Here is a 24,291-nt window from a genome sequence, read left to right as displayed (position 1 = left end):
CTCAGCGACGGATAAAAGTGCCTTAACGACGGATTGAAACCTAACCGACGGATGTTAGCGCCGTATCGACGGATGTTATAGCCTAACCGACGGATAAAAGTGCCATAGCGACGGATTGAAAACTATGCGACGGATGATAGTGCCGTATCGACGGATGTTATAGCCTAACCGACGGATAAAAGTGCCTTAACGACGGATTGAAAACTATGCGACGGATGTTAGTGCCGTATCGATGGATGTTATAGCCTAACCGACGGATTCAAGTGCCGTATCGACGGATGTTATAGCCTAACCGCCGGATTGAACCGGCAAAGTCGTGGATAGAAACGCCATAATCGTGGATAGATCGGCCAAATCTGTTTTTCAAAATAAAAGAACAGCGGCAAAATGTTTGCCGCTGCTTTTTTGTTTATGCTGTTGGAATTCGAACAATTACTTTAAATAAATCTCCATCTACCTCTATACTCATACGAGCACCATGCAAATCTACAATGGATTGTGCTATGGCTAAGCCTAGCCCTGAGCCCTCTGTATGGCGTGATGCATCAGCTCTCTTAAAGCGTTCAAATAACTCATCAGCATTCTCGCTAATTTCATATTTTGCAACATTCTTCACCGTGAATTCAGCATCACCTTCTGCCGTCCGTTTCAATGTTACATAAACACGTGTGCCTTCTAATGCATATTTCAACACATTAACGATTAAATTATCGATTAATCTCCACCATTTTTGTCCATCCACATATGCGTAGATTGGCTCATGTGGTTTTGTCATGCGTAAATCTAAATGCGCCTGTGCTAAATCTTCCTCATGCTCCCCTACTGCCTGCTGTATAAGCTGGGTTAAATCAACTCGAGTGCGATGAAGCTCCATATTCCCACTTGCCATTTTAGATACTTCAAAAAGATCTTCAATCAGTAATTTTAGACGTTCTGATTTTTTATCAAGGATATGAATGTATTGCTTACGCTCTTCCTCTGTAACATCAGGATTTTTCAATAAATCTGTATACGTAATAATAGATGTTAACGGCGTGCGTAAGTCGTGACTAACATTCGTAATAAGCTCTGTTTTTAAACGCTCACTTTTTGCCTGCTCATGCATAGACGTGCGTACGCCTTCCCTTAAATGATTAAGATTTTCTGCATGCCCAGCGAGTGGTGATTTGCCCATTACCTTGACATCGCGATTTAAACGTCCTTCTGCCATATCCTTCGTGTCCTTCATAATTCGGTTTAAATAGCCCATTCTAGAAAGGAAGAGAATCATGGCTGGTATACCGATCATTGCGCAGATAACCAACATTAAAAAGGGGAATCCGCCACCTGCTGCCATTGTAGCAACAAGGCTGCCACCACCGAAAAACGCTGCCCCAATCATAACAACGGAATGTAATGCTATGGAACGATTTATAAATAAATCTGTGATTGATCCGCCAAGTGACCATAAATAACTAGCTTTTAAGTCTTCTTTTAATTTCTGTGTTGTATTCACTCGATCATACAACCAAATAAGCTGTACAAAGAACAGCATTGCAATAATGATTAAGGCACCTATTTTAAACAACAAACTAATTAAGTAATGTACATAGTTAGATTGATACGGAACAAACTCAATCGACTCAAAAGCAATTTCAGATGCTATAATATATATGAATGCACTTATTAATAAGAATCCAATTGGGTAATCAATTTTCATCTTTGCAAGAGCTTCTTTTTCTTTTAAACCTTGTACCATCTGCAGCACTTCTTTACGCCCTTTCCATGCAAAGATAGCTGCCACAATACTCGTTAGCCATATAAAGTAGAACATGTATTGATTGCGTGTAAAATGGTCATATCCTCCCAAGATATCGGCTTCTTGAGCTGATTTTTTTGAAATGGTTATGATACCAGTGTAATCAGAACTTTCCCTCAAATCCTCTATATCCACGTAACTATCAGCCCGGTAGCTTAAATTATCACTTATATTCCAAGCAGTTAATGGGTGTTGTCCGTTATACTTAATTTTGAACGCACTACTATCCGAAACATCACCGGAACGATATGTTTTGCCTGTTTCAATGTTCGTTAATTCATAAGACCAATAATTATAATTTTTCGCAAAACTCTTTGCTTCTTCATTTGCTGCCTTTATATATTGATCAACAAGCTCTTCCTTTTGAGCTAGAATTTTTTTACGGACATGCTCATCATCCTCGAAATTACCCGTAATATCTTTAATTATTGCATCCCGCTCTTTCTCAAGCTTGGCTTTTAATTCCGTTGCATTTACATTAGCAGCTTCTTGGATACGTCCTTCATATTGAGTTTTAATACTATCTATCTGTTCTCCTAATGTTCCATAGCGATTACGATGTTCCTCTATTTCACTTTGTGTAACCACAATTTTACTTTTCAAATCCTCAGCTATTGGCATGTTCAACACTAATGGTCCTAATTCTGACTGAAAATTATCAAGTTCATGCTGGAAATTTTCAGATTGAAAATACGACTTTCCAATATATTGGTACCCGATCTTAGAGAACGTAAATATACCGAAAATTGCCCAGATTAAACATAAAAGAACGAGAAGAGGTTTCCAATTTTTTAACATACTTTTAACTCCTCTCTAAAAAATTCTCTCCAGTAATTGTAACATCCCGGAAGAGCGTGAAGTTACTATTTGGTAGGCATACACACCGAAATAAATTAGTCCAATAAGCCCTGCTACAAACCCTGCAATTGTAACATACTGCTCTATTTTATTTTTCCATTTTATAGCCAACGCCCCACACCACCTTTAAATAGCGTGGATTTTTCGGATCTGCTTCGATTTTTTCACGTATTTTTCGAATGTGTACAGCCACAATATTTTCTGCATTGTAAGCCTCCTCATTCCACACACGCTCATAAATCTCTCTTATCGAAAATACCCGCCCTACATTTTTCATTAATAATTCCGTAATCTTATATTCGATTGGTGTTAATCGAACAGGCTCACCTTCTAAAATGACTTCCTTTGCATCTTCATCTAATACAAGTCCGTCGATTTCCACCTTTGCTGCTCCCTCATTGTACGTCCCAAGTTGTACATAACGTCGCAACTGAGATTTCACTCGAGCCAGCAACTCTAGCGGATGAAAAGGCTTTGTGACGTAATCATCAGCGCCTACAGACAAGCCATGAATTTTGTCGCCATCCTCCGCCTTTGCACTAAGCATAATAATTGGAATGTTGCGCTCTTCTCTAATTTTAAACGTCGCTGTAATTCCATCCATATTTGGCATCATAATATCTAAAATAATTAAATGTACTTCATTGTTTTCTAATTTTTCGAGTGCCTCTAAGCCGTCAGCAGCTTTAATGACATTGTAGCCTTCATTCTTTAAATAAATTTCAATACCATCACGAATATCTTGATCATCGTCTGTTACAAGAACTGTTAATTTCGTCATGATATACACCTCGCTCTCAATTAATAGTGTACCTTTTAAATCTTAAAAACCAGTTAGTATAAAAATGAAGAATTTCTTAAGGTTTTAACTTTGGCGGGTGTCACGGAATCGAAAAGGATTTCACAAAAGGATGCTCGCCGTTATCGCAGGACGTGATCGTTTTAGCCTTCGTTCCCATCCCCAAGGAGTCGGCTAGACGCCCCTCCAATACAGGGCAATATATATGTCAAAGAAAAGACCTGCAGAAAAGGCTAGTCTAGTTCCCTCAGATAGCCCCTTCCCCATTGTTACATAGTTGATGTTCCCCGCAAGATTTCCAAAGTTCCCTTTCTAAAGCATCACTAAAGACAGGAGAGAGCTACTAAACGATAAAATGGTTCCAATAGCTACACCTGTAAGCCGAATTGATGAGAAAAAAAGACCTAGAATAAATGTCCATTTCCTTGAACATTTCAGACAGCTTTTTTACATTGCAAAATGGTAATAGCTAATCATCATTATTGCCCCCGTAACCGTCACAACTCATTAACATTAATAATACAGATTTATCCAAAATCAAACAATTACCATTTTCCTTTTTCTTTCATTTATTAACCTATAGTAGGCTTTCTATTAAAGGGAGGTTATAATAAAAGCAATAAAAGGAGCGAAATTTATGTATAAAACAATTGAAGAAACAGCCATCGAACTTGGTATGCCAGAGGATCAAGTTCTTCGCCTAGTTTACGAGGGCCGTATTCGTTCAGTATACGACGGTGACCAAATACTAATTAATAGCGGGCAATTTAGCACTTATTTTGAGCAGTTAGATCGCATTAAAGAGGAAATAGAAATTTGGCGGAATACACCTATTCCAGAGGATATCGATGTTAAAGATGAGGATTAAAAAATGCCTATCATTCAAACAAGTAGAACATTGTTGAATGATAGGCATCTATTATATTGTTACGACAAATCCAGCTCGCTTACCGATAATTTCCGCATAATCCTCAACCATTACACTAGCTGTTGGATACATGCCTGCCCCAGGTCCAACTAGCGTCAATGTGCCAATATAATTAGTATCTAATGCCACAGCATTATTGACATCATCAACTGGATAAAGTGGATGTTCTTTATCAACTAATTGCGGGCCAACCTTTGCGACCACTTTACCATCTGCTAGTTTCTCAACCTCAGCAACGTGGCGGTAACGCAAGCCTTTTTCACATGCTTCTTTTACTTGCTCTGCCGAAATACTATCAATACCTACTACTTCGACGTCAGCCCAGTCTGGTTGTTCTCCAAATGCCAAAGCACTTAAAATCATTAATTTTTTAAAGGCATCCTGTCCTGAAATATCATTATATGGATCTGCCTCTGCATACCCTAAATTTTGCGCTTCTTTTAGTGCGGTCTCGAACGACCAGCCTTGTGAACGCATTTTCGTTAAAATATAGTTGGATGTCCCATTTAAAACACCCTGGATACGACTAACATCATTGACAAGCAAAATGTTTTTCATCGTTTTAATAACTGGTACACCGCCAGCAGTCGTTGCCTCAAAGCCTACAAAAACACCGTTTGCTTTTGCAAGATCCTGTAGTTCCAAGCCTCGTTTTGCAAACATTACTTTGTTAGCGGTGATGACATGACATTTATGTTCAACAGCGCGCTTTAAATAAGTAAATGCTGGCTCCTCATTGACAATCGCCTCAAAAACAACCTGCATACCTGGTTCAGCTAATACTTCATCCATACTAGTTGTCATTAAATGCGCTGTGCCTGGTACACGTTCACGGCTAGTATCAGTAACTAAAATTTTTGCTACTTCTAGCTCAATTCCTAATTTATTTTTAAGCTCTTCACGCTTTTCGTTTAATATATGGTAAATTCCTTGACCTACCGTTCCAAATCCTAATATAGCTGCCTTTATAGTTGCCATTGTTGTATTCCCTCCAACTTACATTCCGCAGTTTCATTAAATTTATTTCGTCTCAGCTTAATTCGTACATATTTTGAATTGTGCGCCGACTTTATAAAGCAGGTCAATTTGCCGTGTTTCTAACACTTCGTTTTCAAACAGATATTTAGGTTAAGTCATCTAACCTTCGCTACTCTGAACGAAAATAAAAAACCTTTGAAACACACACAAATTCAAATAATTCAAAAATCAACTTAAAGAAAATTGTAACGTAAATACTTACATTGCACAAGAAAAATCTTTCTAGGATGGACATTTGTTTTCTGTAGACGTGCAAAAGAAATCGTTTTCATCCCTTTTATTATATGATTTTTCACTAGAACTATAATGATGGAACAATTATTGACTGTTCTTTTATCAATTATGCCTTGGCAATTGCGTTCGCATCCGGCTTTATGCTGGCACAAAGCCGATTCCATGCGCCGGGGGCTTCAGGCCAATATGATGTTAGCCACTCAGTTGTTGCTGTCGCTTCGCTTTTGCACAGATAAATTGCCACAGGACGTGGCGTCCTTTAGTTCAGCAAATGTCTTTTGTACCCATAAGCGGAGCGATAGGTTCAGACGTTTGCAAACCTACTGAAAAGAAACTTAACTACGCATTAATCTCACCAACTATAAATGTGAGAGATTTCTTCTGTAACAGCGCTTCCGTTACAAATATATTTGCTGAAAGAAGTTAAAAAACAAATGCCTTTCTTCTATTATATATATGTATGTAAAGACATTCATAAAAATTGTTCTTTTGAAATATATTAATAAAATTTTTTCTGTATTTTTTCATCGTCTAATTTAAAAAACTCATTCCCTGTAGCAGCAGAGAATGAGCCAAAAATATGAGGGATAATTAACTAGCGTTGGCAAGCAATTTATAACGATATTGTATTAAAGCTTGTTGAACTAATCCTATTTCCTCCCGCGTAAAATTTGGTATTGCATACGTACGTTCAACTAATTGGAATGTACCGTATTTTAAATAATACTCTGTCGCTGGAAGAGGAATATGATTTGCTCCATAGCTTTCATAAGCTTCGAAAACTTCTTTTACTGTATAGCCTTCCTCTTTGACATAAACCATTTCAATAAAAGCAGAATGTCCAAAGTTCTCTTGCCATTTACGTTCAACTGACGCAAGTATGTTTTGAATGGACATGTTGTTCACAAACACATGACCTTCATTTAATTCATAAATAAGATAAGATGCAATGTTTTGCGCACTATACACATTTCCCATTTAAAACACTCCTTTATCATCAGTTTTGTAGCAAGAGTAGCTACTGGCTGAGTAACTACTCCTCTTCATCTATTCAAAAGTGGGGGAGCACTTATGAAACTAAATTAGTTTTAGCATTAATTGAAAACATTGGTTCTAGGTTGGTAGCCCTTCGAACACTTTTCTTATTACCTAGTATAAAACAAGGAATTTAAAAAATCAATAATACTTATAAAATTACTAGGTATTAAATTTTCAGCTTCTTCACCAAATGAGGCGAGCGGATGATGTAGCAACGTTTGACGCATTACCAAATGAGGCCTATCGAATGAGAAAATACGTCAACACTACAACATTACCAAAGTCCTTTTTATTAAGCTTCTACTTTTTGTTGTGAAGCTGTTACTTGTTCAATAGCTTGTTTTAAATCTTCAATGATGTCCTCTACCGCCTCTAAACCGATGGATAAGCGAATGAGCGACTCGGTTACGCCAGTTTGGATTAGCTCTTCAGCAGATAATTGCTGATGTGTAGTAGATGCTGGATGAATAATTAATGATTTTGCATCCCCTACATTTGCTACGTGCGAGAATAATTTCACACTATCTATTAATTTACGCCCTGCTTCACGTCCACCTTTAATACCAAATGTAAGCACTGAACCGAAGCCATTTTTTAAATATTTTTTAGCTAAATCATGGGTAGGGAAATTTTCTAAGCCATTGTAATTTACATATTCCACAGATGGGTGGTTTCGTAAATATTCAGCTACCGCTAATGCATTTTCATTATGTTTAGGAATACGCAAATGAAGCGTTTCTAAACCTTGTAATAAATTAAATGCTGCATCTGCACTTAATGTTGGACCAAAGTCGCGTAGTAATTGCACACGCAATTTTGTGGCGAATGCTGCCTCTGCTGTGTCAATACCATAACGTAAACCGTGATAAGAAGCATCTGGCTCAGTAAAACCTGGGAAACGGCCACGAGTCCAGTCGAACTTCCCTGCATCTACTACAACGCCACCTAAAGTTGTTCCGTGGCCACCAATCCATTTTGTTGCGGAATGAACAACAATATCTGCACCGTAGTCAATTGGTGTAGAGCCATATGGTGAAGCAAATGTGCTATCAATAATTAATGGCAAGCCGTTTTCATGTGCTATATTTGCTACTGCTTCAATATCTAGTACCTTTAAACTTGGGTTACCGTAAATTTCAGCGAACACGGCCTTTGTTTTATCAGTAATAGCTGCTCGGAAATTTTCTGGATTTGTTTCGTCTACAAAAATCGTTTTAATACCGTAGTTTGGTAGTGTGTTGGCGAATAAATTATAAGTACCTCCGTATAAAGAGCTACCTGCAACGATTTCATCGCCTGCCCCTGCAAGATTTAAAATGGAAAATGCGATAGCTGCTGCACCAGATGAAAGTGCTACTGCTGCTGTACCGCCTTCTAATAAAGCGACGCGTTTTTCAAAAACATCTACAGTTGGGTTTGTAATTCGTGTGTAAATATTGCCGGCTTCCTCTAAGGCAAAAAGACGTTGCGCATGAGCTGTGTCTTTAAAAACGAAAGCCGTTGAGCGATATATCGGTACTGTTCGTGATCCTGTTACCGGGTCTGGCTCTTGGCCACCATGTAACAGCAATGTTTCTGGTTTAAATTTTGTCATTGTATACCTCCAAATGGTTATTTTTTTACGATGGTACCGGAGATGAGGAGGATTTTTTTAGTAGAAAACAAAAACCCTCTTCAGCTAAGAAGAGGGTTGCGGTTGCAAGTTTTCCTCCCCTTATCTGCCAGATCCAATAAGAATCTGTAGGAATTAGCACCTTAGCAAGTTCATCACTTACTGGTTGCCGGGCATCATAGGGCCTATCCCTCCGCCGCTCTTGATAAGAGTATGAGATTCAATTTCCATCGTTGTTACACAGTATAAACATAGACTTTTTCACTGTCAATACTAAAATTTTATTTTTTCTGAAACTTCCGTCTGCTTTTTTACGTAATACGAACGCATACACTATTTTGATATTTATAGTTTTTATCACCAAAATGTGGGGTTGATTACAGTTCCGACTATGCGCTCTCCTAGGGGACCCAGTCTCTACTCCAATCAACTTTAGGGCATTTGTTATAACAAACGTCATTCCTAACTTTTAGTGACGAGCCTATTTTATTTTGAAAGGAGAATTTTTATGATAAAAGCCGTTATTATTTTTCTTCTTGTTGGTTATTTGATTGGCTGTATTCACGGCTCTAAAGTTGCTCAGTTTTTATCTGGAGTAGATTTAAAAAAGACTGGTCATGGCAATGCGGGTGCATCTAACGCAACACTTTCCCTCGGCTGGAAATACGGCATATTAGTTGCACTGATCGATATCGGCAAAGGCGTTGCGGCTATAATCTGTGCACATGCCTATTTAGCAGATATAACACAATTAACAGAAATACAAGTTTGGCTCTTTACGTATATTGCAGCTGCCGGTGTCATTCTAGGTCATAATTTCCCATTTTATATGGGCTTCAATGGCGGTAAAGGAACTGCTTCAATCATTGGGATATTACTTGCGATTGATTGGACAATTGGCTTATTTGCACTCATTTTATTTGTTATGTTATCTTTCGTAACGAACTATTTAATTGTCGGTGTACTTGAGTTTTATCTCGTTTTCTGTATAGCCACATATTTATGGATTCCTGGAACAGTCCCAACGATTATTGCCCTATTACTTTTTGGTATAGCCATCATTTTGCATATCGAAAATATTAAGCGCTTGCTGCTAGGAACTGAGCCTAAAGTGACTTCAGCATTCAAAAAGAAAAAATAAGGATCATCACCAAAACGTGTGGTTGATTTCCGTTCCTACTGGGTGCTTTGTAGCTGACGCTTCGCTTTCGCTACAGAAAACATTTGTTGCTGCCGCTACGTTAGCACTACGCTTTCGCACAGAGCAAAGCTTCCTAGGGGCGTCCGATGAGCCGCTTTTGGTGCTGCCGCTACGTTAACACTACGCTTTCGCACAGAAAACATCCGCTTCGCTGCAGGGTCTCTGGCCAACAGATGTTTTTTGCGCGAAAGCGTGAGTACAACGTAGCGACAGCAGCACGATGTTGGTCACGAAGGCGTTATCACAGGATGTGATGCTTTTAGCCTTCGTTCCTCTATTGCTAATCCCCAAGGAGTCGCCCAGTCGGAACGAAGGTCAACTATTTACATAGTAGACGTTTTAACAAATTCATCCACAACTTTTGGTGATGAACCAAAAATATAATATCTTTTGGATATTTTTGTCTTTTCTATGACCATCAATTTTCTCGCAACTGCCCATTATCGCTATATATAGAGGGTATTTCACATACTAGTTTTTTTACAATAAATAGACAAATTAACTTTCTTCATAAAGCATTTTACTAGCCGATGTGAAAATTATAGTCATGTTTAAGAAAGGATGAAAAAGTATGTCTACTTCTGAACAAGCAAAACCAAAACGTAATTTGAAACCACTCTGGATTGGATTAGCCTTCGCTTCATTAATCATCATTACTTTTTTACCTAACAACGGCGATTTACCTGTAGCCGGACAACGCGCTTTGGCTATTTTAGCTTTTGCTGTCATCCTTTGGGTTACAGAAGCAGTATCCTATCCCGTTAGCTCTGCTATGATTATTGCTCTCGTTACAATCTTATTAGGGTTAGCTCCATCAATGGAAGATTCAACGAGAGAGCTAGGCACTTCGGATGCATTAAAATTAGCATTAAGTGGATTTAGTAATTCAGCAGTAGCACTAGTAGCCGCAGCACTTTTCCTAGCGGCAGCCATGCAGATTACCAATTTACATAAAAGACTTGCGCTTTGGATCCTTTCACTCGTAGGGACAAAAACGAAAGCCATTGTATTCGGTGCTATTTTAGTATCTATTGCACTCGCATTCTTTGTCCCTTCTGCTACTGCACGTGCAGGCGCAGTTGTGCCAATACTACTTGGGATGGTAGCAGCATTTGGTTTACCACGTGATAGTCGACTTGCTGCTCTACTTGTCATTACCTCTGTGCAAGCTGTCTCTATTTGGAATATCGGTATAAAGACGGCAGCAGCTCAAAATATGGTCGCTTTAAACTTCATCAAAGAACAATTTGGTGTGGATATTTCTTGGGGTGCTTGGTTACTTTATGCAGCTCCCTTCTCAATCATCATGTCAGTCGCTCTATTTTTCATTATGATTACACTAATTAAGCCTGAAACAAGTAATATTGCAGGTGGTAGAGAAGTAATAAAAAAACAGCTTGCAGAACTTGGTCCACTAAAGGCTCCTGAAATTCGTTTAATCATAACATCAGTAGTTTTACTATTTTTCTGGGCTGCTGAAGGCAAACTTCACCCATTCGATACGACAACTGTCACAATCGTTGCAATCGCCATTTTATTAATGCCAAAAATCGGAGTCTATTCATGGAAGCAAGTTGAACCACATATTCCTTGGGGGACAATTATCGTCTTCGCTGTAGGAATTATGTTAGGCACTGTCTTGCTTAATACAAAAGGTGCATCGTGGTTATCTGATAAAGTATTCGGTTCACTCGGATTAGATTCTATGCCAATTCTTGCAACAATCGCGCTTGTTACTTTATTTAATATTCTTATTCATTTAGGCTTTGCGAGTGCAACAAGCTTAGCATCTGCGCTTGTACCTGTATTTATCGTTTTAGCCTCAACATTAACGACTAATGTCGATCAGGTTGGTTTCGTTATCGTACAACAATTCGTCATTAGCTTCGGCTTCCTCTTACCTATTAGTGCACCGCAAAATATGCTTGCGTATGGGACAGGAGCCTTTACAACAAAAGATTTCTTAAAATCCGGTATTCCATTAACGATTATTGGATACATTCTAGTTCTTTTATTTTCTGCAACCTATTGGAAATGGATTGGTTTACTGTAAGAAGCAAGGTTTTTTTAAACAACTGAGGGGATTTACCTAATCACTTCCCAGCTTACCTGATTCACTTCTCGAGAATGCTTTTGGATTTCATTTTTAACAAATTAAAAGCCTTGAAGGAACAAGTCAACTGTCCTTCAAGGCTTTTATTACTTTATTATTTCGATAAAGCTGGATTCTTCATCGTACCATTTTTAGCGTAGTTCACATGCCATGAGAGCGCTTTTTCTAGATTGTGTGGCGTATGGTGTCCACCTGTTGCTTCATTGGCATCATTAAAATACTTCCATAATTGCTCACGATATTCCGGATGTGCACAGTGATCGATAATGAGGCCAACCCGTTCTTTTGGAGCAAGTCCACGTAGGTCTGCTACTCCCTGCTCTGTGACGATTACGTCTACATCATGCTCTGTATGGTCTACATGCGAGACCATTGGCACGATACTAGAAATATTTCCACCTTTTGCGTAAGATTTCGTGACGAAAATACCTAATCTCGCATTACGTGCAAAGTCCCCAGAGCCGCCGATTCCATTCATCATTTTTGTGCCAGAAACATGCGTAGAATTCACATTCCCATAAATATCTACCTCTAGCGCTGTATTAACAGAAATTAACCCGAGTCGGCGAATAATTTCTGGTTGGTTAGAAATTTCTTGCGGACGTAATACTAGTTTATCTGCATATTTTTCAAAATTACCATAAACTCGGTTTCCAACTTCCTCAGAAAGGGTAATAGAAGTAGCAGATGCAAAGTTTACCTTCCCTGCATCAATTAATTCGAATACTGCATCTTGCAGAACTTCTGAATATACTTCTAAGTTCTCAAACTCTGAATCTTTAAAGCCTAATAAAACAGCATTTGCTACTGAGCCTACACCTGATTGAATGGGTCTTAAGCTTGTTGTTAAACGACCTACTTTAATTTCTTCACGTAGGAAGTTTAATAAATGATTGGCCATAATACCTGTTTCTTCATCTGCAGGAACAATCGTTGATGGTGCATCTAAAATATCTGAAATCACAATGCCTTTTACTTTATCTAAATCTAGTGGTATACCAATTGTGCCAAGCCGATCGCATACATTTTGTAATGGAATCGGATCACGTTTTCCCTGTGATCCCGGTACAAAAATATCATGGACACCTTCTAATGCATCAAGCTGAGCTATGTTCAATTCAATGATGATTTGGTCTGCTTCTTGCACAAAAATAGGAGAATTGCCAACTGAAGTAGTAGGAATTAGCAAGCCGTCTTCTGTAATAGCAGCCGCTTCAATAATCGCAAAATCAATAGGACCAATAATTCCTTGGCGCACTAGCTCCGCATTATGTGATAAATGCGCATCAACAAATGTAATTTCGCCACTGTTGATTTTATTACGAATACCGGCATCTGCTTGGAAAGGTCCACGTTTACGAATAACGCCAGCTTCTGCTAAGTATTGGTCAACTTCCGGGCCAAGCGATGCACCTGTATATACATCTACCTTGAAGCTCTCTTTTTTCGCTTTCTCCACAAGTGCAAGGGGCACCACTTTAACATCACCAGCACGTGTAAACCCACTCATCCCAAGTACCATACCATCCTTAATCCAAGACGCTGCTTCTTCTGCTGTTACAACCTTGCTCCGTAACTGTTCATTACGAAGCTTTTTCGCCAACTTTTCTGCCATCCCTCTTCCTCCATCCCACTTTATTTTGATTAACTAAATTACTCGGTTTAATCCTCGTGGTATAGTCATCCAATTATTAGAAATCCAACCAAATAAACCACCCGTATATAATTTTAAACTATTTAGAATTTTTAATCTATAACTAACGAAATATTTTATATTACGAGAAATTTTATGCATCGCAAATTATTTAAAAATAATTTTCAACACCTTCTATAAATTTTGCCTTGGTGTAATTGTAGCTGTCGCTTTGCTTTCACTACAAAAATATTTCCTGAAGGAAGATAAATTCGATTTTGAAGAAGAAGCGTGATATGCTCTTGATATATAAAGGGGAAAAGGAGATTTTATAAATGGTTAAAGAATTATTACGGAACCACTCCTCGGTTCGTATTTATGATGGAAATCCGATTTCAAAAGAAATTATAGAAGAATTAATTTCTACTGCACAAATGGCTGCTACGTCCCATTTCGTACAAGCTTATAGTGTAATTTGGGTAACAGATGCAGAGAAAAAAGAAAAATTAGGGTTGCTCTCTGGTAATCCTCGTCAATACGAAACTTCTGGCGGTGCCTTTGTCTTCTGTGTAGATTTCAAGCGTCTGCAAACAGCAGGTAAATTAGAAGGTGTCGATATTGTGGCTGATTCAGCAGAAAACGTACTTGTTGGAGTAGCTGATGTATCATTATTCGCTCAAAACTTTGTCGTTGCGGCGGAATCTATGGGATATGGGATTTGTTACATTGGAGGCGTACGTAATAAGCCTGAAGAAATAAGCGAATTATTCAATCTACCTGACTATGTTTTCCCACTTTTCGGCTTAACAATTGGGGTTCCTGCTCGTCGTAATGAAGTGAAACCTCGTTTACCAGTTGCAGCAGTATTACATGAAAATGAATACAATGCAGACAAATACGAGGAGCTTTTACCAGCTTACAACGACACAATGGAAACATACTATAATAATCGCTCATCTAATCGAAAAATTGATAACTGGACAAAGCAAATGGCTGATTTTTTAATTGAACAGCGCCGTCCTCACATTAATGAATTTTTAGCGAAAAAAGGGTTCAATTGGAAATAATTTCATCAGCAAACTATGTGGAGTTACTATCAAATGATAGTAACTCCCCTTTTTTCTATTCTACATTGTCCGCCCGTTAGCCGCTACCGCATGGATGCTATGTTTTCTAGGCTAACACCCTTTATTAATTCCTCCGATTTCCATGATACCCGCCAGAGGCTTTAACTTCTTTCAGCGGATGTTTAGAAATCCGCTGAAATGAGTTAAATTTAGGTATAAATTGAACAAAAAGACTCTTTCCTTTTCAAACAATTCCATTAATACTAATAGATGACCGCTATGTGAAAAGGAGTTATGTATAAATGTCCTATATCAATAAACACCTTGCTCGTACATTAGAACAACAACATAAGCGAAGTGTAAGAGGTCTATTTTTAAAAATTCAAGACTTAAATAATGAATGTACTTTATTAAGAAAACGACTTGAACCGCATATCGACTTAGTCGTTTATAAAGATGCTATTAATTATGTGAATCAATTCGTTTCCCACACTACTATCCTCAACTTGAAATTTATTACAAATACACAAAATCTAGAGGTCGTGGTGTTACATGCACTTTTATTAGCACATATATTAGAAAACGAAGATTCTCATCCTTTTGAATATGAACATCATTTACTGCAAGGGTACATACATGAAATATTTGCGTTAAACGATCATGCAAAAGCACTTTTTACTAACCACCTGGAAAAGATGCTTCACTATATGGAATCTCAGCCAACATAAAAAGAGACGATCTTCTTAGCATAGTACTACTAGATCGTCTTTGTTCCTCATTCAAATTGACTTCTATTGTAATCCTTTAATAATCAGTGATCGAACTGGTAAGAACTGCTCTCCTGTATCTCCGTAAGTGAGAATGACATCATCACCTTCTTGCAAATAAATGGCAAGCGGTTCTGTTTCTGAGCTTACTAAATAGTTTTCACCGTTATTTAGTAAGAACGATACAACTGTATAGTCACCGAGACGTTCCTTGTAAACGCGAAGCACCTTTCCACTTGCATTTTTCTTTTCCGCATGTGAACTTCCTTCGACTGTAGTTCCACCGCGGCTTAAGGCTGTTTTATATAATTTTAATGCCTCTTTAGGAGTCGTTGCATATACGGAAATTTCAGGATTTGCCGCAGATACGATGAAGTAATTTTGTAAGAAACCATTTGAATCAAGTACCGCTGTTAGCCAGCTTGCTTCACCGTAAAAGTTATACAACACCGGCATTTCTCCAGACCATTTTTTCTCTATAAATTTCTTCTCGATAATTTGCAAGTTACCTTGTGAATCCATATAAGAAGCGTCTTGATTTCCAGTATAATAGGTTGCTTGCCCTGTTCTAGCATTTGTTAAGGAATAGCCAAGCATTGAATCGACACCCTCTTTAGGGCTCGTAAAGTCTGTGAAATAATACATTTCGCCCTTCTCGTTAAAAATTGGGCTAACATTTTCCTCTGTTCCCTCATCAGAAGGCAGCTTTACATCTTTCTTACCAAACTTACTGTTCCAAAATCCATGAACATAATTACCGAAATAACTATTTTGTAAGCTTACCGTCTCTGGAGAAACCGCTCCATCAATAAATTCTGGAACATCCTCCAGCTTAATCACTTCTGATTTTCCTGTTAGCGCATCTACAAGCACAATCCCTTTTACATCGAAGCCATTACGCGCAGAAATAAATTCACCATATGAACGAATGTAGTATGGTTTACCATCATCATCAATTTCAAGTTGTACATCTCCGCAAAAAACAAGGAATGGATGTTGTAAACGTATATGACGTTCTAAATTTGAATTTAAATAAGCAGACGGAACATACTTCATTTCCTGCTTAACAAATTTAGGATTGTCCGCTGAATCCGTTGCACTCATCATAAAGTAACCAGGAGTCGAACCACCGTTCATCCATTTAAAGAAACCAGAAAACTCAACTGGGGCAATATAAACATACTCACCATTCACTTTTTGAATTTGTAAGCGTCCTAGCTCATAATAACTTGTATTCGGTACTTGTCCGAACGCTTTTTTCATCTTATTGCGTGCGAATTTAGGAGGAACACTAGCTGGTGTTTGTGTTTCATCGAATGGTTTTATTTCAACCTCTTCCTTCATTTCAGCTGATTTAAATTTTTCATTAGCATTCCATAAAGGAGCTGATAATACATACACGGCAACACCTAAACTAGCTAAAAATAAAACACCCTTTATTTTTCTTTCTATACCACCTGCAAGAAGCGCGCCGCCTAATGTTAATAAAATAATAACGGGCCAAAAAGCAAGCCAGTTTACATCCATTGTTGTTACATATACTGTTATACCAGTAGCTAAAAACCCTAGTACAAATACACTGATAAAGAAGTAACCAATGACCTTTTTAGATCCACCATCTTCTCGTTTTTTTGTTATAAGCGGTGTTAATAAAACACTCGCGATTAGCCCAATGACTGCCGAAGCTATTAATAGCTTAGTCATTTTGTTCACCCTCTCTAACCTTACTGTCCACTTATTTACGACTACATACCAAAAAAGTTTCATACATAAGATAAATGGGTACCCTCTCGTACATTTCTTTCACAAAAGAATAAAGGAAATTGTTACATAGATAAAGAATTTCAAAGAAAAGGAGATGAGAATTTTGTCTAAAAAATTTTTAATAGCATTTATTATTTTGTTCGGTCTTTATTATGTTTTTTTCCTGTCCCATATTGCAGAAAGCTTGATACTTATCTTTAAAGTTATTCCAATGCTGTTAATCATTATCTTAGCCGCTACATCAAAAAATTTAGGCATTAAAAAGTATCAACTACTGATTGTCATCGGACTTGTGTTTTGTATGGTCGGCGATTATACCCTACAATGGTTTCTAATTGGTCTAACAAGCTTCTTAATCGGGCATATTTTTTATATCCTAGCCTTTTTTTCTACGAATGAACGACAAGTACCTGCTTGGGCGAAGATTGTCTTACTCGTTTACGGAGCAAGTATGGCTGTGTGGATTGCAGGTACTGTATTTTCATCAGGAGAAGTCGTGCTTGGTATCGCTGTAATTGCCTATGTTTCCGTCATATTAACGATGGGTTGGACTGCCATTCGAACAGGTTCTACATTTGCAACGATTGGCGCTCTGCTCTTTATTTCATCAGATTCCTATTTAGCTATTAATAAATTTGTTATGCCTTTACCATTTTCACATGAGATTATTATGTTGACATATTACAGCGCCCAAATACTAATTGCCTTAAGCATTTCTCAATATTCCGAAATCCGAAGTAAAGTGTTACAATAATAACAATTATGACTCGGCATAATTATGTCCGGAGGTTTTAGGCCAACACGATATTGGTCACTCAGTTGTGTGTTGTTGGTGTTGTAGTTGCTTTGCTTTGCTTTCGCACAGATAATTGCCACAGCATGTGGCGGTCTTAGACTGAGTTCCTCTATTTCAGTGGATGTTTGCGCGCCCGCTGAAAGAAGTTAAACACATACACATTAGGAGGCCATACTTATGAAAGAACAAGTAATCGAGCGTTTAATTCGTTATGCAAAAATTGATACACAATCTGATTTCACAAGCGAAACAACTCCTTCAACACAAAAACAATTTGACTTATTGCATGTACTAAAAGATGAACTTGCTGCAATAGGCTTAACTGACATTACATTAGATGAAAATGGTTATTTATTTGCAACACTCGAAGCAAATACAGATAAAACAGTGCCTACTATTGGCTTTTTAGCACATGTGGACACTACAACAGATTTTACTGGCACAAACGTTAAACCACAGCGCATTGACAACTATGACGGTGGAACGATCCAGCTCAATGAAAATCTAGCGATGTCGCCAACAGATTTCCCTGAGCTTAAAAATTATGTAGGTCAAACGTTAATTACAACGGATGGTACTACATTATTAGGTGCTGACGATAAAGCTGGTATCGCAGAAATTATGACGGCTATGGAATACCTAGTAAATAATCCTTCTATTAAACATGGTAAATTGCGTATAGCGTTTACACCTGACGAAGAAATTGGCCGTGGTCCTCATAAATTCGATGTGGCTGCATTTGGAGCCGACTATGCTTATACAATGGATGGCGGACCACTTGGCGAGCTACAATACGAAAGCTTTAATGCTGCAGGCGTAAAGGTTGTGACAAAAGGTACGAGTGTACACCCTGGATCTGCGAAAAATAAAATGGTCAATGCCATCACAATGGCGATCGCTTTCCAAAATGAAATGCCTACTGATGAAGTACCGGAAAAAACGGATGGTTATGAAGGCTTTATTCACTTAATGGGCTTTAACGGTTCGATCGAGCATACTGAGCTCTCATATATTGTCCGTGACCATGACCGTCAAAAGTTCGAAGCGAAAAAACAATTAATGCTTGATGCTGCGGCAAAAATTAAAGCCCAATATGACGAGGATGCTTTAAGCATTACAATGGAAGATCAATACTATAATATGGGCGAAAAAATTGAGCCTGTAAAAGAAATCGTTGACATTGCACGCGCAGCGATGGAAAAGTTAGATATTACGCCAATTACATTACCAATCCGTGGCGGTACTGATGGTTCACAGCTTTCTTACATGGGCTTACCAACACCAAACATTTTTGCGGGTGGCGAAAATATGCACGGTAAATTCGAATATGTATCTGGTGAAACGATGGAGAAAGCTACACAAGTCATTATCGAAATCGTACAGCTCTTTGAACAACAAGGAAAATAATTATGAAGAAGGGTCTACCCCTTCTTCATAATTTTTTAAAAATCAATAACTGAATTTTCAAATTACATAAAGGATTTTGAGGTGATTTTAATGAAAGAAATTGCATTAGGCATTTTAGCCTCACTTTTTTTTGCTGTTACATTTATATTAAATCATGCAATGGAAATGCAAGGTGGTAGTTGGCTTTGGAGTGCATCTTTGCGGTATTTCTTCATGCTTCCGTTTTTACTTGTGATCGTCTTCTATCGAAAAGGTTTTTCCAAACTATCAGGTGAAATGAAGGCACAGCCTGTCGCTTGGCTATTTTGGAGCTTTATTGGATTCGTATTATTCTATGCACCACTGACATTTGCAGCAGCGTTCGGTCCAGGTTGGCTCGTTTCTGGAACATGGCAATTGACAATTGTCGCTGGCGTATTACTAGCTCCCCTATTTGTTTCAATAGTAGCTGAGAAAACAGTACGTCAAAAAATACCGCTTATTTCATTACTAATTTCATGTGTCATTTTAGTTGGCATTTTACTTATCCAACTACCACAAGCACAATCTGTTCCGTTTAAAAGTTTAATGCTTGGTATTTTACCTGTTGTCATCGCTGCATTTGCCTACCCTCTTGGTAATCGCAAAATGATGGAAATCTGTGGCGGACGCATCGATACATATCAACGAGTTCTCGGCATGACCATCGCCTCGATGCCTGTATGGATTATGCTAGCTATCTATGCATTAGCAACGGTTGGGCTACCTTCCATCAACCAAGTGATGCAATCGTTGCTTGTTGGTATAAGCTCTGGTGTCATCGCCACAACATTATTTTTCATTGCAACGGACCGTGTTCGCGATCACCAAGGAAAGCTTGCAGCAGTCGAAGCAACACAATCCACAGAAATACTCTTTGTCATTATTGGTGAAGTATTATTGCTCGACATTGCATTCCCAAATCCAATTGCACTCGCAGGCTTAGGTGTCATCATTGTTGGCATGCTGCTACATAGCTACTATACGATGATACTAGGGAAAAAAAGCGCTGTTCATAGCAGCAGCCCTACTCAGTAATATGAAAAATGTACATTACTTAATTTACTTTTAGTATTGTACATTTTTTATTCTAGAGAGCACTATAATTTGTAAATCATTGTTTTAGATGTCCCTACTACTTCATAATCTTTAAAACCTAGTTTTTGATACATATTAATAGCCGTGTCATTTTCGAGGTCTACACTAAGTGAAATGGTATTGTATCCTGCATCCTTTGCTTGTTGAATTATTTTATGCATTAGTAAAGTCCCCACCCCTCTTCCTCTTACTTCTTTTGAAACAGCCATTCCTATTTCAGGCGTGTTGCCATCAATATAACCGTAGCCTTTATTATTGTCGCCAAATAATCTGTACCAGACTGCCCCAACAGTTTGATTTTCTGTATCAAAGGCAATCAACACTTTAGCTCCCTTTCTCCCCCAACCTTCATGATATGTTCTTATGCCAGGCGAGTTTAGTAAAACTTCTTTTGATGGTTTATTCTCAGGAATATGGATAGATTCATATAACATATCTAGAAAGAACTCAAACTCTTTTTCATTACCACCTTCGAGATTTCTAATAAAGAACATAAAATAAACACCCCTCCTCATTAAGGTATATTATATATTAAATTGTAATTTTTGGTATAATGATCTAAGGTTACATATTTTTTAGGATTAGCGTGAGGTTGAATCACAGATGAGACCTTGGAGAGAGCAATGCGAGTGAAAAGCGAAGCGGAGCCTAGCCGGAACAGAAATCAACCACACGTTATGATAGGGATTTCATTTTTATCGGAACATATTATCATTTTATCGGAATATTATGCCGTTTTATCGGAACAATTGCCGTTTCAATCAAAAAAAGACGACTCAATCACAATGGAGTGAGTCGTCTAGAGATTTTACGTTCCCAAAAAATGAGGGGGGTTTTAGGAGCGTTATCATGAACTAGCAAACTTCTGGAGAAAAGTAGCTAAAGTTCATCCTCTCTACACTGTATTGTAGAGGAGGAATAATCTTTATACGATAATGATAATCATTATCAATTACAAAGTCAACATTAATCTGAAAATTTTTTAAGTTTTTTTTACGCCTTCTTCAGCGAGCGACGATATTGCCATTGCTTTAGCTGAAAATGAAAGAAACAACCTATACAAAAGCCTGCAATTGCTAGCGATAAAGCTATAGCGACCATTCCCGTAAAGAGATAGCCAACCACCTGCCATTGAAGCAAGTAACCTAAAATCCCTCCTGCTAAACAGAAACTAGCAATACTAGAATTAAATTTTTGCTGTTGCGCATCCTCTGGTATATATGTAGATAGCGCATTTTTTAGAAACAGCTTCCCTACCCGAATAATAGGATTGTAATTGCATAAAACACCAAGTAAATTTGCTACTAAAGGAATTGCTAAAATCCAAGCAACCCCCGTGATCCACGTTAGAATGACACTTAACAAAATTGTCCATTGATTGAGTCGAACGAGGGGCCTTGGAATTGCATGAGGCTGTGACATTTCAAAACCCACCTTTCAGATACGTTTAATGCATTTTACTATATTGCATACCATTTGTGAAGCAAAAATGATTAATTTATAATTGAAGTAGCAGAAGATTGAAAGAAAAGGTGATGACAATGCCAGCATTAACGATGGACCAAGTTCGACAATTGAATTCCTATAGCATTTATACAACAGAACCAAAGCGGACATTATTTACATTAGCTGATATACATAAGGACTTTTACCACCCTGACTTTTTAAACCTTATGATGGGAATAACGGAGGCAGCAACAGAAACAGCCGCTATTTCGCACTTTGCACGCCGCTACGGTATGTTTTTCGCTATGCAACTTTACATGCTTGCTGCCTATGATGAGGTATGGAATGGAAAACCTATCGAGCTTCGCTTTGATGCAGCAAAAGAATTCGACAGTTTTACAGTCGCAATGTTTGTTAACCCTAACGATTGGCGCTATGTCGAGGAGGAAGAACGTCAAACTGTTATTGAGAACATTCTATATGATGGGCATGTTATCGTTCAACAGCTCCGTAAAGTAACATCTATTTCCCCTCTTACTATTTGGGAGAATTTCTTTGGATATCTACTTTGGCACTATCATGTATTGCTTTCTAATCCTGGACTAGCTGATCAAGCGATGGAGGATATTGAAGCTTTAGAGGACCCTAAAACATGGGCTCGCTTCTCCAACAAATCTTGGTGGGCACAATATACAGGAGGTCAAAGCCCCACTACTTTAGTGAACGTTCCTGTACGAAAATCATGCTGTTTTTCTAAAGACATACCTGGTTTAATGGCTTGTGGCTTTTGCCCGATGAAATAAAAATCTCCTAAAAAAAGCCTTACCTCTCACAATAAAAGGTAAGGCTTTTTCTGTTATTTATTTTTCATAAACGACAAACCAATCATTTTGCTCCTCAAACATAGAAGTACCTGTATACCCCTGCTTCAAAAGCTGTTGCTGACTAACTGTATCTCCCATCGATATCGACTGCTTTTCTGTAAAAGTAGGTAGCTCTTGACGCAAATCTTTATAAAAAATATAGCGTAGCTTATCTACATACTTAATCTTTAATCCCTTCACGACTAATCCTTGAGAAAATTTATCTTTCAAGCTAGGGATATTATATGGCTTTACTGTTGAGCATACATAATCATATTTTTCTAAATCGATATGTCCCATAACAATTTGGGCTAATGTTTTTTGTAATCCATAGCCACGATATGTTGGTGAGACATTCGATATTTCTTGATATAACACTTTATGAAATTCATCCTCGGCAATTCCACAATCATAGCCAAGGTGTTCGGCATCAACAGGTGGATTCAATAATGCACGAAAGGCAATTAACTCATCTCCTACGTAAGCACCTATCATCATGCCATTGCCGCTTAAAATATAGTTAAACTCCTCAGTGCTTAGTGGTTGTAAAACACTTTGGTCCGCTAATGCTTGATAAACTACAAGCTGTAAGTTTTCAATCTCTTGCAAATGCTGAAGATTTAATGTTGTCACAAAAAACGGCGTTTCTCCAAGCATGCCTTCGTAAATTTTTTCCATTCCGCCGCCTCCTTAGGCTGTTACAATTGTTGAGAACTTACATAATTCTTGAAGGATTTCTTCATCTATGTCTACACCTAATCCTGGTTTTTCATTTAAACAAATAAATGGCACATCATAGTGTAAGTTTCCAACATCCTTAGAGAATTTTAATGGACCTGTTAATTCTACACTTGTCATTATTTTTTTAGAGAATGCTACATGGAAACCTGCTGCTGAACCAACCGATGATTCTACCATTGAACCGATTTGACATTCAATGCCTGCCATTTCAGCCATCACTGCTAGTTTCATAGCAGGATAAATTCCACCGCACTTCATTAATTTAATATTGACTTTATCTGCAGCACGCTTTGCAATAATTTCACGCATTTCACGTACACCGCGAAGCCCTTCATCAATCATTAATGGTACATCTGTTTTCGACTTCACTTCTACCATACCATCAATATCTTCACTATCTACTGGCTGCTCTAACCAATCGATATTTAGATCCTTTAATGCACGTAAACCTTGTAAAGTAGTTGACGCATTGCCCCATCCTTGGTTTACATCTACTCGAATGGCGATATCTTCACCAATACGTTCACGCACCGCTTTAATTCGAGCAACATCACGGCCTACCTCTGTTCCTACCTTCATTTTAAAAGATCGATAGCCCATCTCTACACGGGTAACCGCCTCTTCTGCCATCGCCTCAGGTGTTCCAATGCTTAGTACATGTGTAATCGGGAATTTCTCATGATAACGCCCACCTAGTAGTTGATACACTGGGACTTGTAATGCTTTCCCTGCAATATCGAAACAAGCAATGTCAATCGCTGCTTTCGCTGCTGGTGCATCCTTCACGACTTTATTCATTTTATCGTGAAGTTTTTCAAAGGCCATTGGGTCTTCTCCGATGATTGCAGGGGCAAGCTGGTTCTTTAATACAGCATATGTGCTCTCCCACGTCTCCCCTGTTACGTGCTCATCTGGTACTGCTTCACCGTAGCCCACAATTCCTGTGTCTGTCGTCAACTTCAAAATAATAGAAGGCATTGTATCATATGTAGCATAGCTGATAATAAATGGATCAATAAGTGGTAAATGAATTGCAAAAATTTCTACTTGTTGGATTTTCATTTTGATCAAT

At 38.1% G+C, this 24,291-nt stretch carries 21 protein-coding genes and 1 riboswitch; of the genes, 9 read left to right on the top strand and 12 right to left on the bottom strand.

Annotation, left to right across the window (positions count from 1 at the left end):
- Positions 1 to 409: 409 nt before the first annotated feature.
- Genes MY533_RS08340 through MY533_RS08330 form a run of 3 tightly spaced genes read right to left on the bottom strand, consistent with a single transcriptional unit; the run spans position 410 to position 3,437 of the window.
- Positions 410 to 2,596 (bottom strand): sensor histidine kinase, encoded by a 2,187-nt coding sequence (locus MY533_RS08340; protein ID WP_248718724.1) that lies wholly within the window; start codon positions 2,594 to 2,596, stop codon positions 410 to 412.
- A 15-nt stretch (positions 2,597 to 2,611) separates the two neighbouring features.
- Positions 2,612 to 2,767 carry a hypothetical protein gene (locus MY533_RS08335; protein ID WP_248718723.1) on the bottom strand — a complete coding sequence of 52 codons (156 nt, stop codon included), beginning with the start codon at positions 2,765 to 2,767 and terminating at the stop codon, positions 2,612 to 2,614.
- On the bottom strand, positions 2,745 to 3,437 hold the full coding sequence (locus MY533_RS08330; protein ID WP_132363670.1) for a response regulator transcription factor: 693 nt from the start codon (positions 3,435 to 3,437) through the stop codon (positions 2,745 to 2,747). The genes MY533_RS08335 and MY533_RS08330 overlap by 23 nt, the downstream gene beginning before the upstream one ends.
- Before the next feature lie 655 nt (positions 3,438 to 4,092).
- On the opposite strand from MY533_RS08330, the gene MY533_RS08325 reads away from it, so the two are divergent.
- Positions 4,093 to 4,323 (top strand): MerR family transcriptional regulator, encoded by a 231-nt coding sequence (locus tag MY533_RS08325; RefSeq protein WP_049667308.1) that lies wholly within the window; start codon positions 4,093 to 4,095, stop codon positions 4,321 to 4,323.
- A 51-nt stretch (positions 4,324 to 4,374) separates the two neighbouring features.
- Here the strand turns inward: MY533_RS08325 and MY533_RS08320 are convergent, their stop codons facing one another.
- The 3 genes from MY533_RS08320 to MY533_RS08310 form a co-directional block, all read right to left on the bottom strand.
- Positions 4,375 to 5,361, bottom strand: coding sequence for a homoserine dehydrogenase (locus tag MY533_RS08320; RefSeq protein WP_248718722.1), 987 nt, complete (start codon positions 5,359 to 5,361; stop codon positions 4,375 to 4,377).
- Positions 5,362 to 6,246: 885 nt separating this feature from the next.
- Positions 6,247 to 6,633: a hypothetical protein gene (locus MY533_RS08315; RefSeq protein ID WP_248718721.1), complete on the bottom strand. Its 387-nt coding sequence runs from the start codon at positions 6,631 to 6,633 to the stop codon at positions 6,247 to 6,249.
- 352 nt (positions 6,634 to 6,985) lie between these two features.
- Positions 6,986 to 8,287 carry an O-acetylhomoserine aminocarboxypropyltransferase/cysteine synthase family protein gene (locus tag MY533_RS08310; protein WP_248718720.1) on the bottom strand — a complete coding sequence of 434 codons (1,302 nt, stop codon included), beginning with the start codon at positions 8,285 to 8,287 and terminating at the stop codon, positions 6,986 to 6,988.
- Between the two features lie 117 nt (positions 8,288 to 8,404).
- Positions 8,405 to 8,517: riboswitch (SAM riboswitch) on the bottom strand.
- 296 nt (positions 8,518 to 8,813) lie between these two features.
- On the opposite strand from MY533_RS08310, the gene MY533_RS08305 reads away from it, so the two are divergent.
- Together MY533_RS08305 and MY533_RS08300 are read left to right on the top strand one after the other, a co-directional pair.
- Entirely contained in the window at positions 8,814 to 9,446 is a 633-nt protein-coding gene (locus tag MY533_RS08305) for a glycerol-3-phosphate acyltransferase (RefSeq protein ID WP_248718719.1), read from the top strand.
- Positions 9,447 to 10,077: 631 nt separating this feature from the next.
- On the top strand, positions 10,078 to 11,559 hold the full coding sequence (locus MY533_RS08300; RefSeq protein ID WP_132363680.1) for a DASS family sodium-coupled anion symporter: 1,482 nt from the start codon (positions 10,078 to 10,080) through the stop codon (positions 11,557 to 11,559).
- A 154-nt stretch (positions 11,560 to 11,713) separates the two neighbouring features.
- Here MY533_RS08300 and MY533_RS08295 read toward each other — a convergent pair whose 3' ends face one another.
- The gene (locus tag MY533_RS08295) at positions 11,714 to 13,234 is read right to left on the bottom strand and encodes a succinyl-CoA:acetate CoA-transferase ScpC (protein ID WP_248718718.1); all 1,521 of its coding nucleotides are present in this window, start codon (positions 13,232 to 13,234) and stop codon (positions 11,714 to 11,716) included.
- 353 nt (positions 13,235 to 13,587) lie between these two features.
- Between MY533_RS08295 and chrR the strand changes: the two genes are divergently transcribed.
- A complete protein-coding gene (chrR, locus tag MY533_RS08290; protein WP_248718717.1) occupies positions 13,588 to 14,319 on the top strand; it encodes a class II chromate reductase ChrR in 732 nt (243 codons plus the stop codon).
- Positions 14,320 to 14,621: 302 nt separating this feature from the next.
- Complete coding sequence (locus MY533_RS08285) at positions 14,622 to 15,047, top strand: hypothetical protein (protein WP_248718716.1); 426 nt, start codon at positions 14,622 to 14,624, stop codon at positions 15,045 to 15,047.
- A gap of 63 nt (positions 15,048 to 15,110) precedes the next feature.
- Here MY533_RS08285 and MY533_RS08280 read toward each other — a convergent pair whose 3' ends face one another.
- Complete coding sequence (locus MY533_RS08280; RefSeq protein ID WP_248718715.1) at positions 15,111 to 16,790, bottom strand: hypothetical protein; 1,680 nt, start codon at positions 16,788 to 16,790, stop codon at positions 15,111 to 15,113.
- 163 nt (positions 16,791 to 16,953) lie between these two features.
- On the opposite strand from MY533_RS08280, the gene MY533_RS08275 reads away from it, so the two are divergent.
- From MY533_RS08275 to MY533_RS08265, 3 genes are all read left to right on the top strand, one after another.
- The gene (locus MY533_RS08275; protein WP_248718714.1) at positions 16,954 to 17,604 is read left to right on the top strand and encodes a lysoplasmalogenase; all 651 of its coding nucleotides are present in this window, start codon (positions 16,954 to 16,956) and stop codon (positions 17,602 to 17,604) included.
- A gap of 219 nt (positions 17,605 to 17,823) precedes the next feature.
- Positions 17,824 to 19,053 carry a peptidase T gene (pepT, locus tag MY533_RS08270; protein WP_248718713.1) on the top strand — a complete coding sequence of 410 codons (1,230 nt, stop codon included), beginning with the start codon at positions 17,824 to 17,826 and terminating at the stop codon, positions 19,051 to 19,053.
- Positions 19,054 to 19,143: 90 nt separating this feature from the next.
- A complete protein-coding gene (locus MY533_RS08265; RefSeq protein ID WP_248718712.1) occupies positions 19,144 to 20,109 on the top strand; it encodes a DMT family transporter in 966 nt (321 codons plus the stop codon).
- A 62-nt stretch (positions 20,110 to 20,171) separates the two neighbouring features.
- Here MY533_RS08265 and MY533_RS08260 read toward each other — a convergent pair whose 3' ends face one another.
- Together MY533_RS08260 and MY533_RS08255 are read right to left on the bottom strand one after the other, a co-directional pair.
- Positions 20,172 to 20,663 carry a GNAT family N-acetyltransferase gene (locus MY533_RS08260; RefSeq protein WP_248718711.1) on the bottom strand — a complete coding sequence of 164 codons (492 nt, stop codon included), beginning with the start codon at positions 20,661 to 20,663 and terminating at the stop codon, positions 20,172 to 20,174.
- 499 nt (positions 20,664 to 21,162) lie between these two features.
- Entirely contained in the window at positions 21,163 to 21,591 is a 429-nt protein-coding gene (locus tag MY533_RS08255) for a DUF4395 domain-containing protein (protein ID WP_248718710.1), read from the bottom strand.
- 119 nt (positions 21,592 to 21,710) lie between these two features.
- Here MY533_RS08255 and MY533_RS08250 point away from each other — a divergent pair, with 119 nt between their 5' ends.
- Complete coding sequence (locus tag MY533_RS08250; protein ID WP_248719179.1) at positions 21,711 to 22,418, top strand: Fe-S oxidoreductase; 708 nt, start codon at positions 21,711 to 21,713, stop codon at positions 22,416 to 22,418.
- A gap of 57 nt (positions 22,419 to 22,475) precedes the next feature.
- Here the strand turns inward: MY533_RS08250 and MY533_RS08245 are convergent, their stop codons facing one another.
- Positions 22,476 to 23,156 (bottom strand): GNAT family N-acetyltransferase, encoded by a 681-nt coding sequence (locus MY533_RS08245; RefSeq protein ID WP_248718709.1) that lies wholly within the window; start codon positions 23,154 to 23,156, stop codon positions 22,476 to 22,478.
- Between the two features lie 12 nt (positions 23,157 to 23,168).
- Positions 23,169 to 24,281 carry a mandelate racemase/muconate lactonizing enzyme family protein gene (locus MY533_RS08240; protein WP_248718708.1) on the bottom strand — a complete coding sequence of 371 codons (1,113 nt, stop codon included), beginning with the start codon at positions 24,279 to 24,281 and terminating at the stop codon, positions 23,169 to 23,171.
- Positions 24,282 to 24,291: the final 10 nt, after the last annotated feature.

This window comes from Lysinibacillus sp. Ag94, from assembly GCF_023242215.1.
Lineage (GTDB): Bacteria > Bacillota > Bacilli > Bacillales_A > Planococcaceae > Lysinibacillus.
Note: the sequence above shows the minus strand (reverse complement) of the source record. Positions and strands in the feature narration are given on the sequence as shown.

Coding starts and splice junctions, on each gene's coding strand:
- MY533_RS08240 (WP_248718708.1), bottom strand. CDS start 24,281: ATGAAAATCCAACAAGTAGAAATTTTTGCAATTCATTTACCACTTATT.
- chrR (WP_248718717.1), top strand. CDS start 13,588: ATGGTTAAAGAATTATTACGGAACCACTCCTCGGTTCGTATTTATGAT.
- pepT (WP_248718713.1), top strand. CDS start 17,824: ATGAAAGAACAAGTAATCGAGCGTTTAATTCGTTATGCAAAAATTGAT.
- MY533_RS08245 (WP_248718709.1), bottom strand. CDS start 23,156: ATGGAAAAAATTTACGAAGGCATGCTTGGAGAAACGCCGTTTTTTGTG.
- MY533_RS08340 (WP_248718724.1), bottom strand. CDS start 2,596: ATGTTAAAAAATTGGAAACCTCTTCTCGTTCTTTTATGTTTAATCTGG.
- MY533_RS08325 (WP_049667308.1), top strand. CDS start 4,093: ATGTATAAAACAATTGAAGAAACAGCCATCGAACTTGGTATGCCAGAG.
- MY533_RS08300 (WP_132363680.1), top strand. CDS start 10,078: ATGTCTACTTCTGAACAAGCAAAACCAAAACGTAATTTGAAACCACTC.
- MY533_RS08330 (WP_132363670.1), bottom strand. CDS start 3,437: ATGACGAAATTAACAGTTCTTGTAACAGACGATGATCAAGATATTCGT.
- MY533_RS08255 (WP_248718710.1), bottom strand. CDS start 21,591: ATGTCACAGCCTCATGCAATTCCAAGGCCCCTCGTTCGACTCAATCAA.
- MY533_RS08250 (WP_248719179.1), top strand. CDS start 21,711: ATGCCAGCATTAACGATGGACCAAGTTCGACAATTGAATTCCTATAGC.
- MY533_RS08310 (WP_248718720.1), bottom strand. CDS start 8,287: ATGACAAAATTTAAACCAGAAACATTGCTGTTACATGGTGGCCAAGAG.
- MY533_RS08315 (WP_248718721.1), bottom strand. CDS start 6,633: ATGGGAAATGTGTATAGTGCGCAAAACATTGCATCTTATCTTATTTAT.
- MY533_RS08280 (WP_248718715.1), bottom strand. CDS start 16,790: ATGACTAAGCTATTAATAGCTTCGGCAGTCATTGGGCTAATCGCGAGT.
- MY533_RS08265 (WP_248718712.1), top strand. CDS start 19,144: ATGAAAGAAATTGCATTAGGCATTTTAGCCTCACTTTTTTTTGCTGTT.
- MY533_RS08285 (WP_248718716.1), top strand. CDS start 14,622: ATGTCCTATATCAATAAACACCTTGCTCGTACATTAGAACAACAACAT.
- MY533_RS08305 (WP_248718719.1), top strand. CDS start 8,814: ATGATAAAAGCCGTTATTATTTTTCTTCTTGTTGGTTATTTGATTGGC.
- MY533_RS08260 (WP_248718711.1), bottom strand. CDS start 20,663: ATGTTCTTTATTAGAAATCTCGAAGGTGGTAATGAAAAAGAGTTTGAG.
- MY533_RS08295 (WP_248718718.1), bottom strand. CDS start 13,234: ATGGCAGAAAAGTTGGCGAAAAAGCTTCGTAATGAACAGTTACGGAGC.
- MY533_RS08320 (WP_248718722.1), bottom strand. CDS start 5,361: ATGGCAACTATAAAGGCAGCTATATTAGGATTTGGAACGGTAGGTCAA.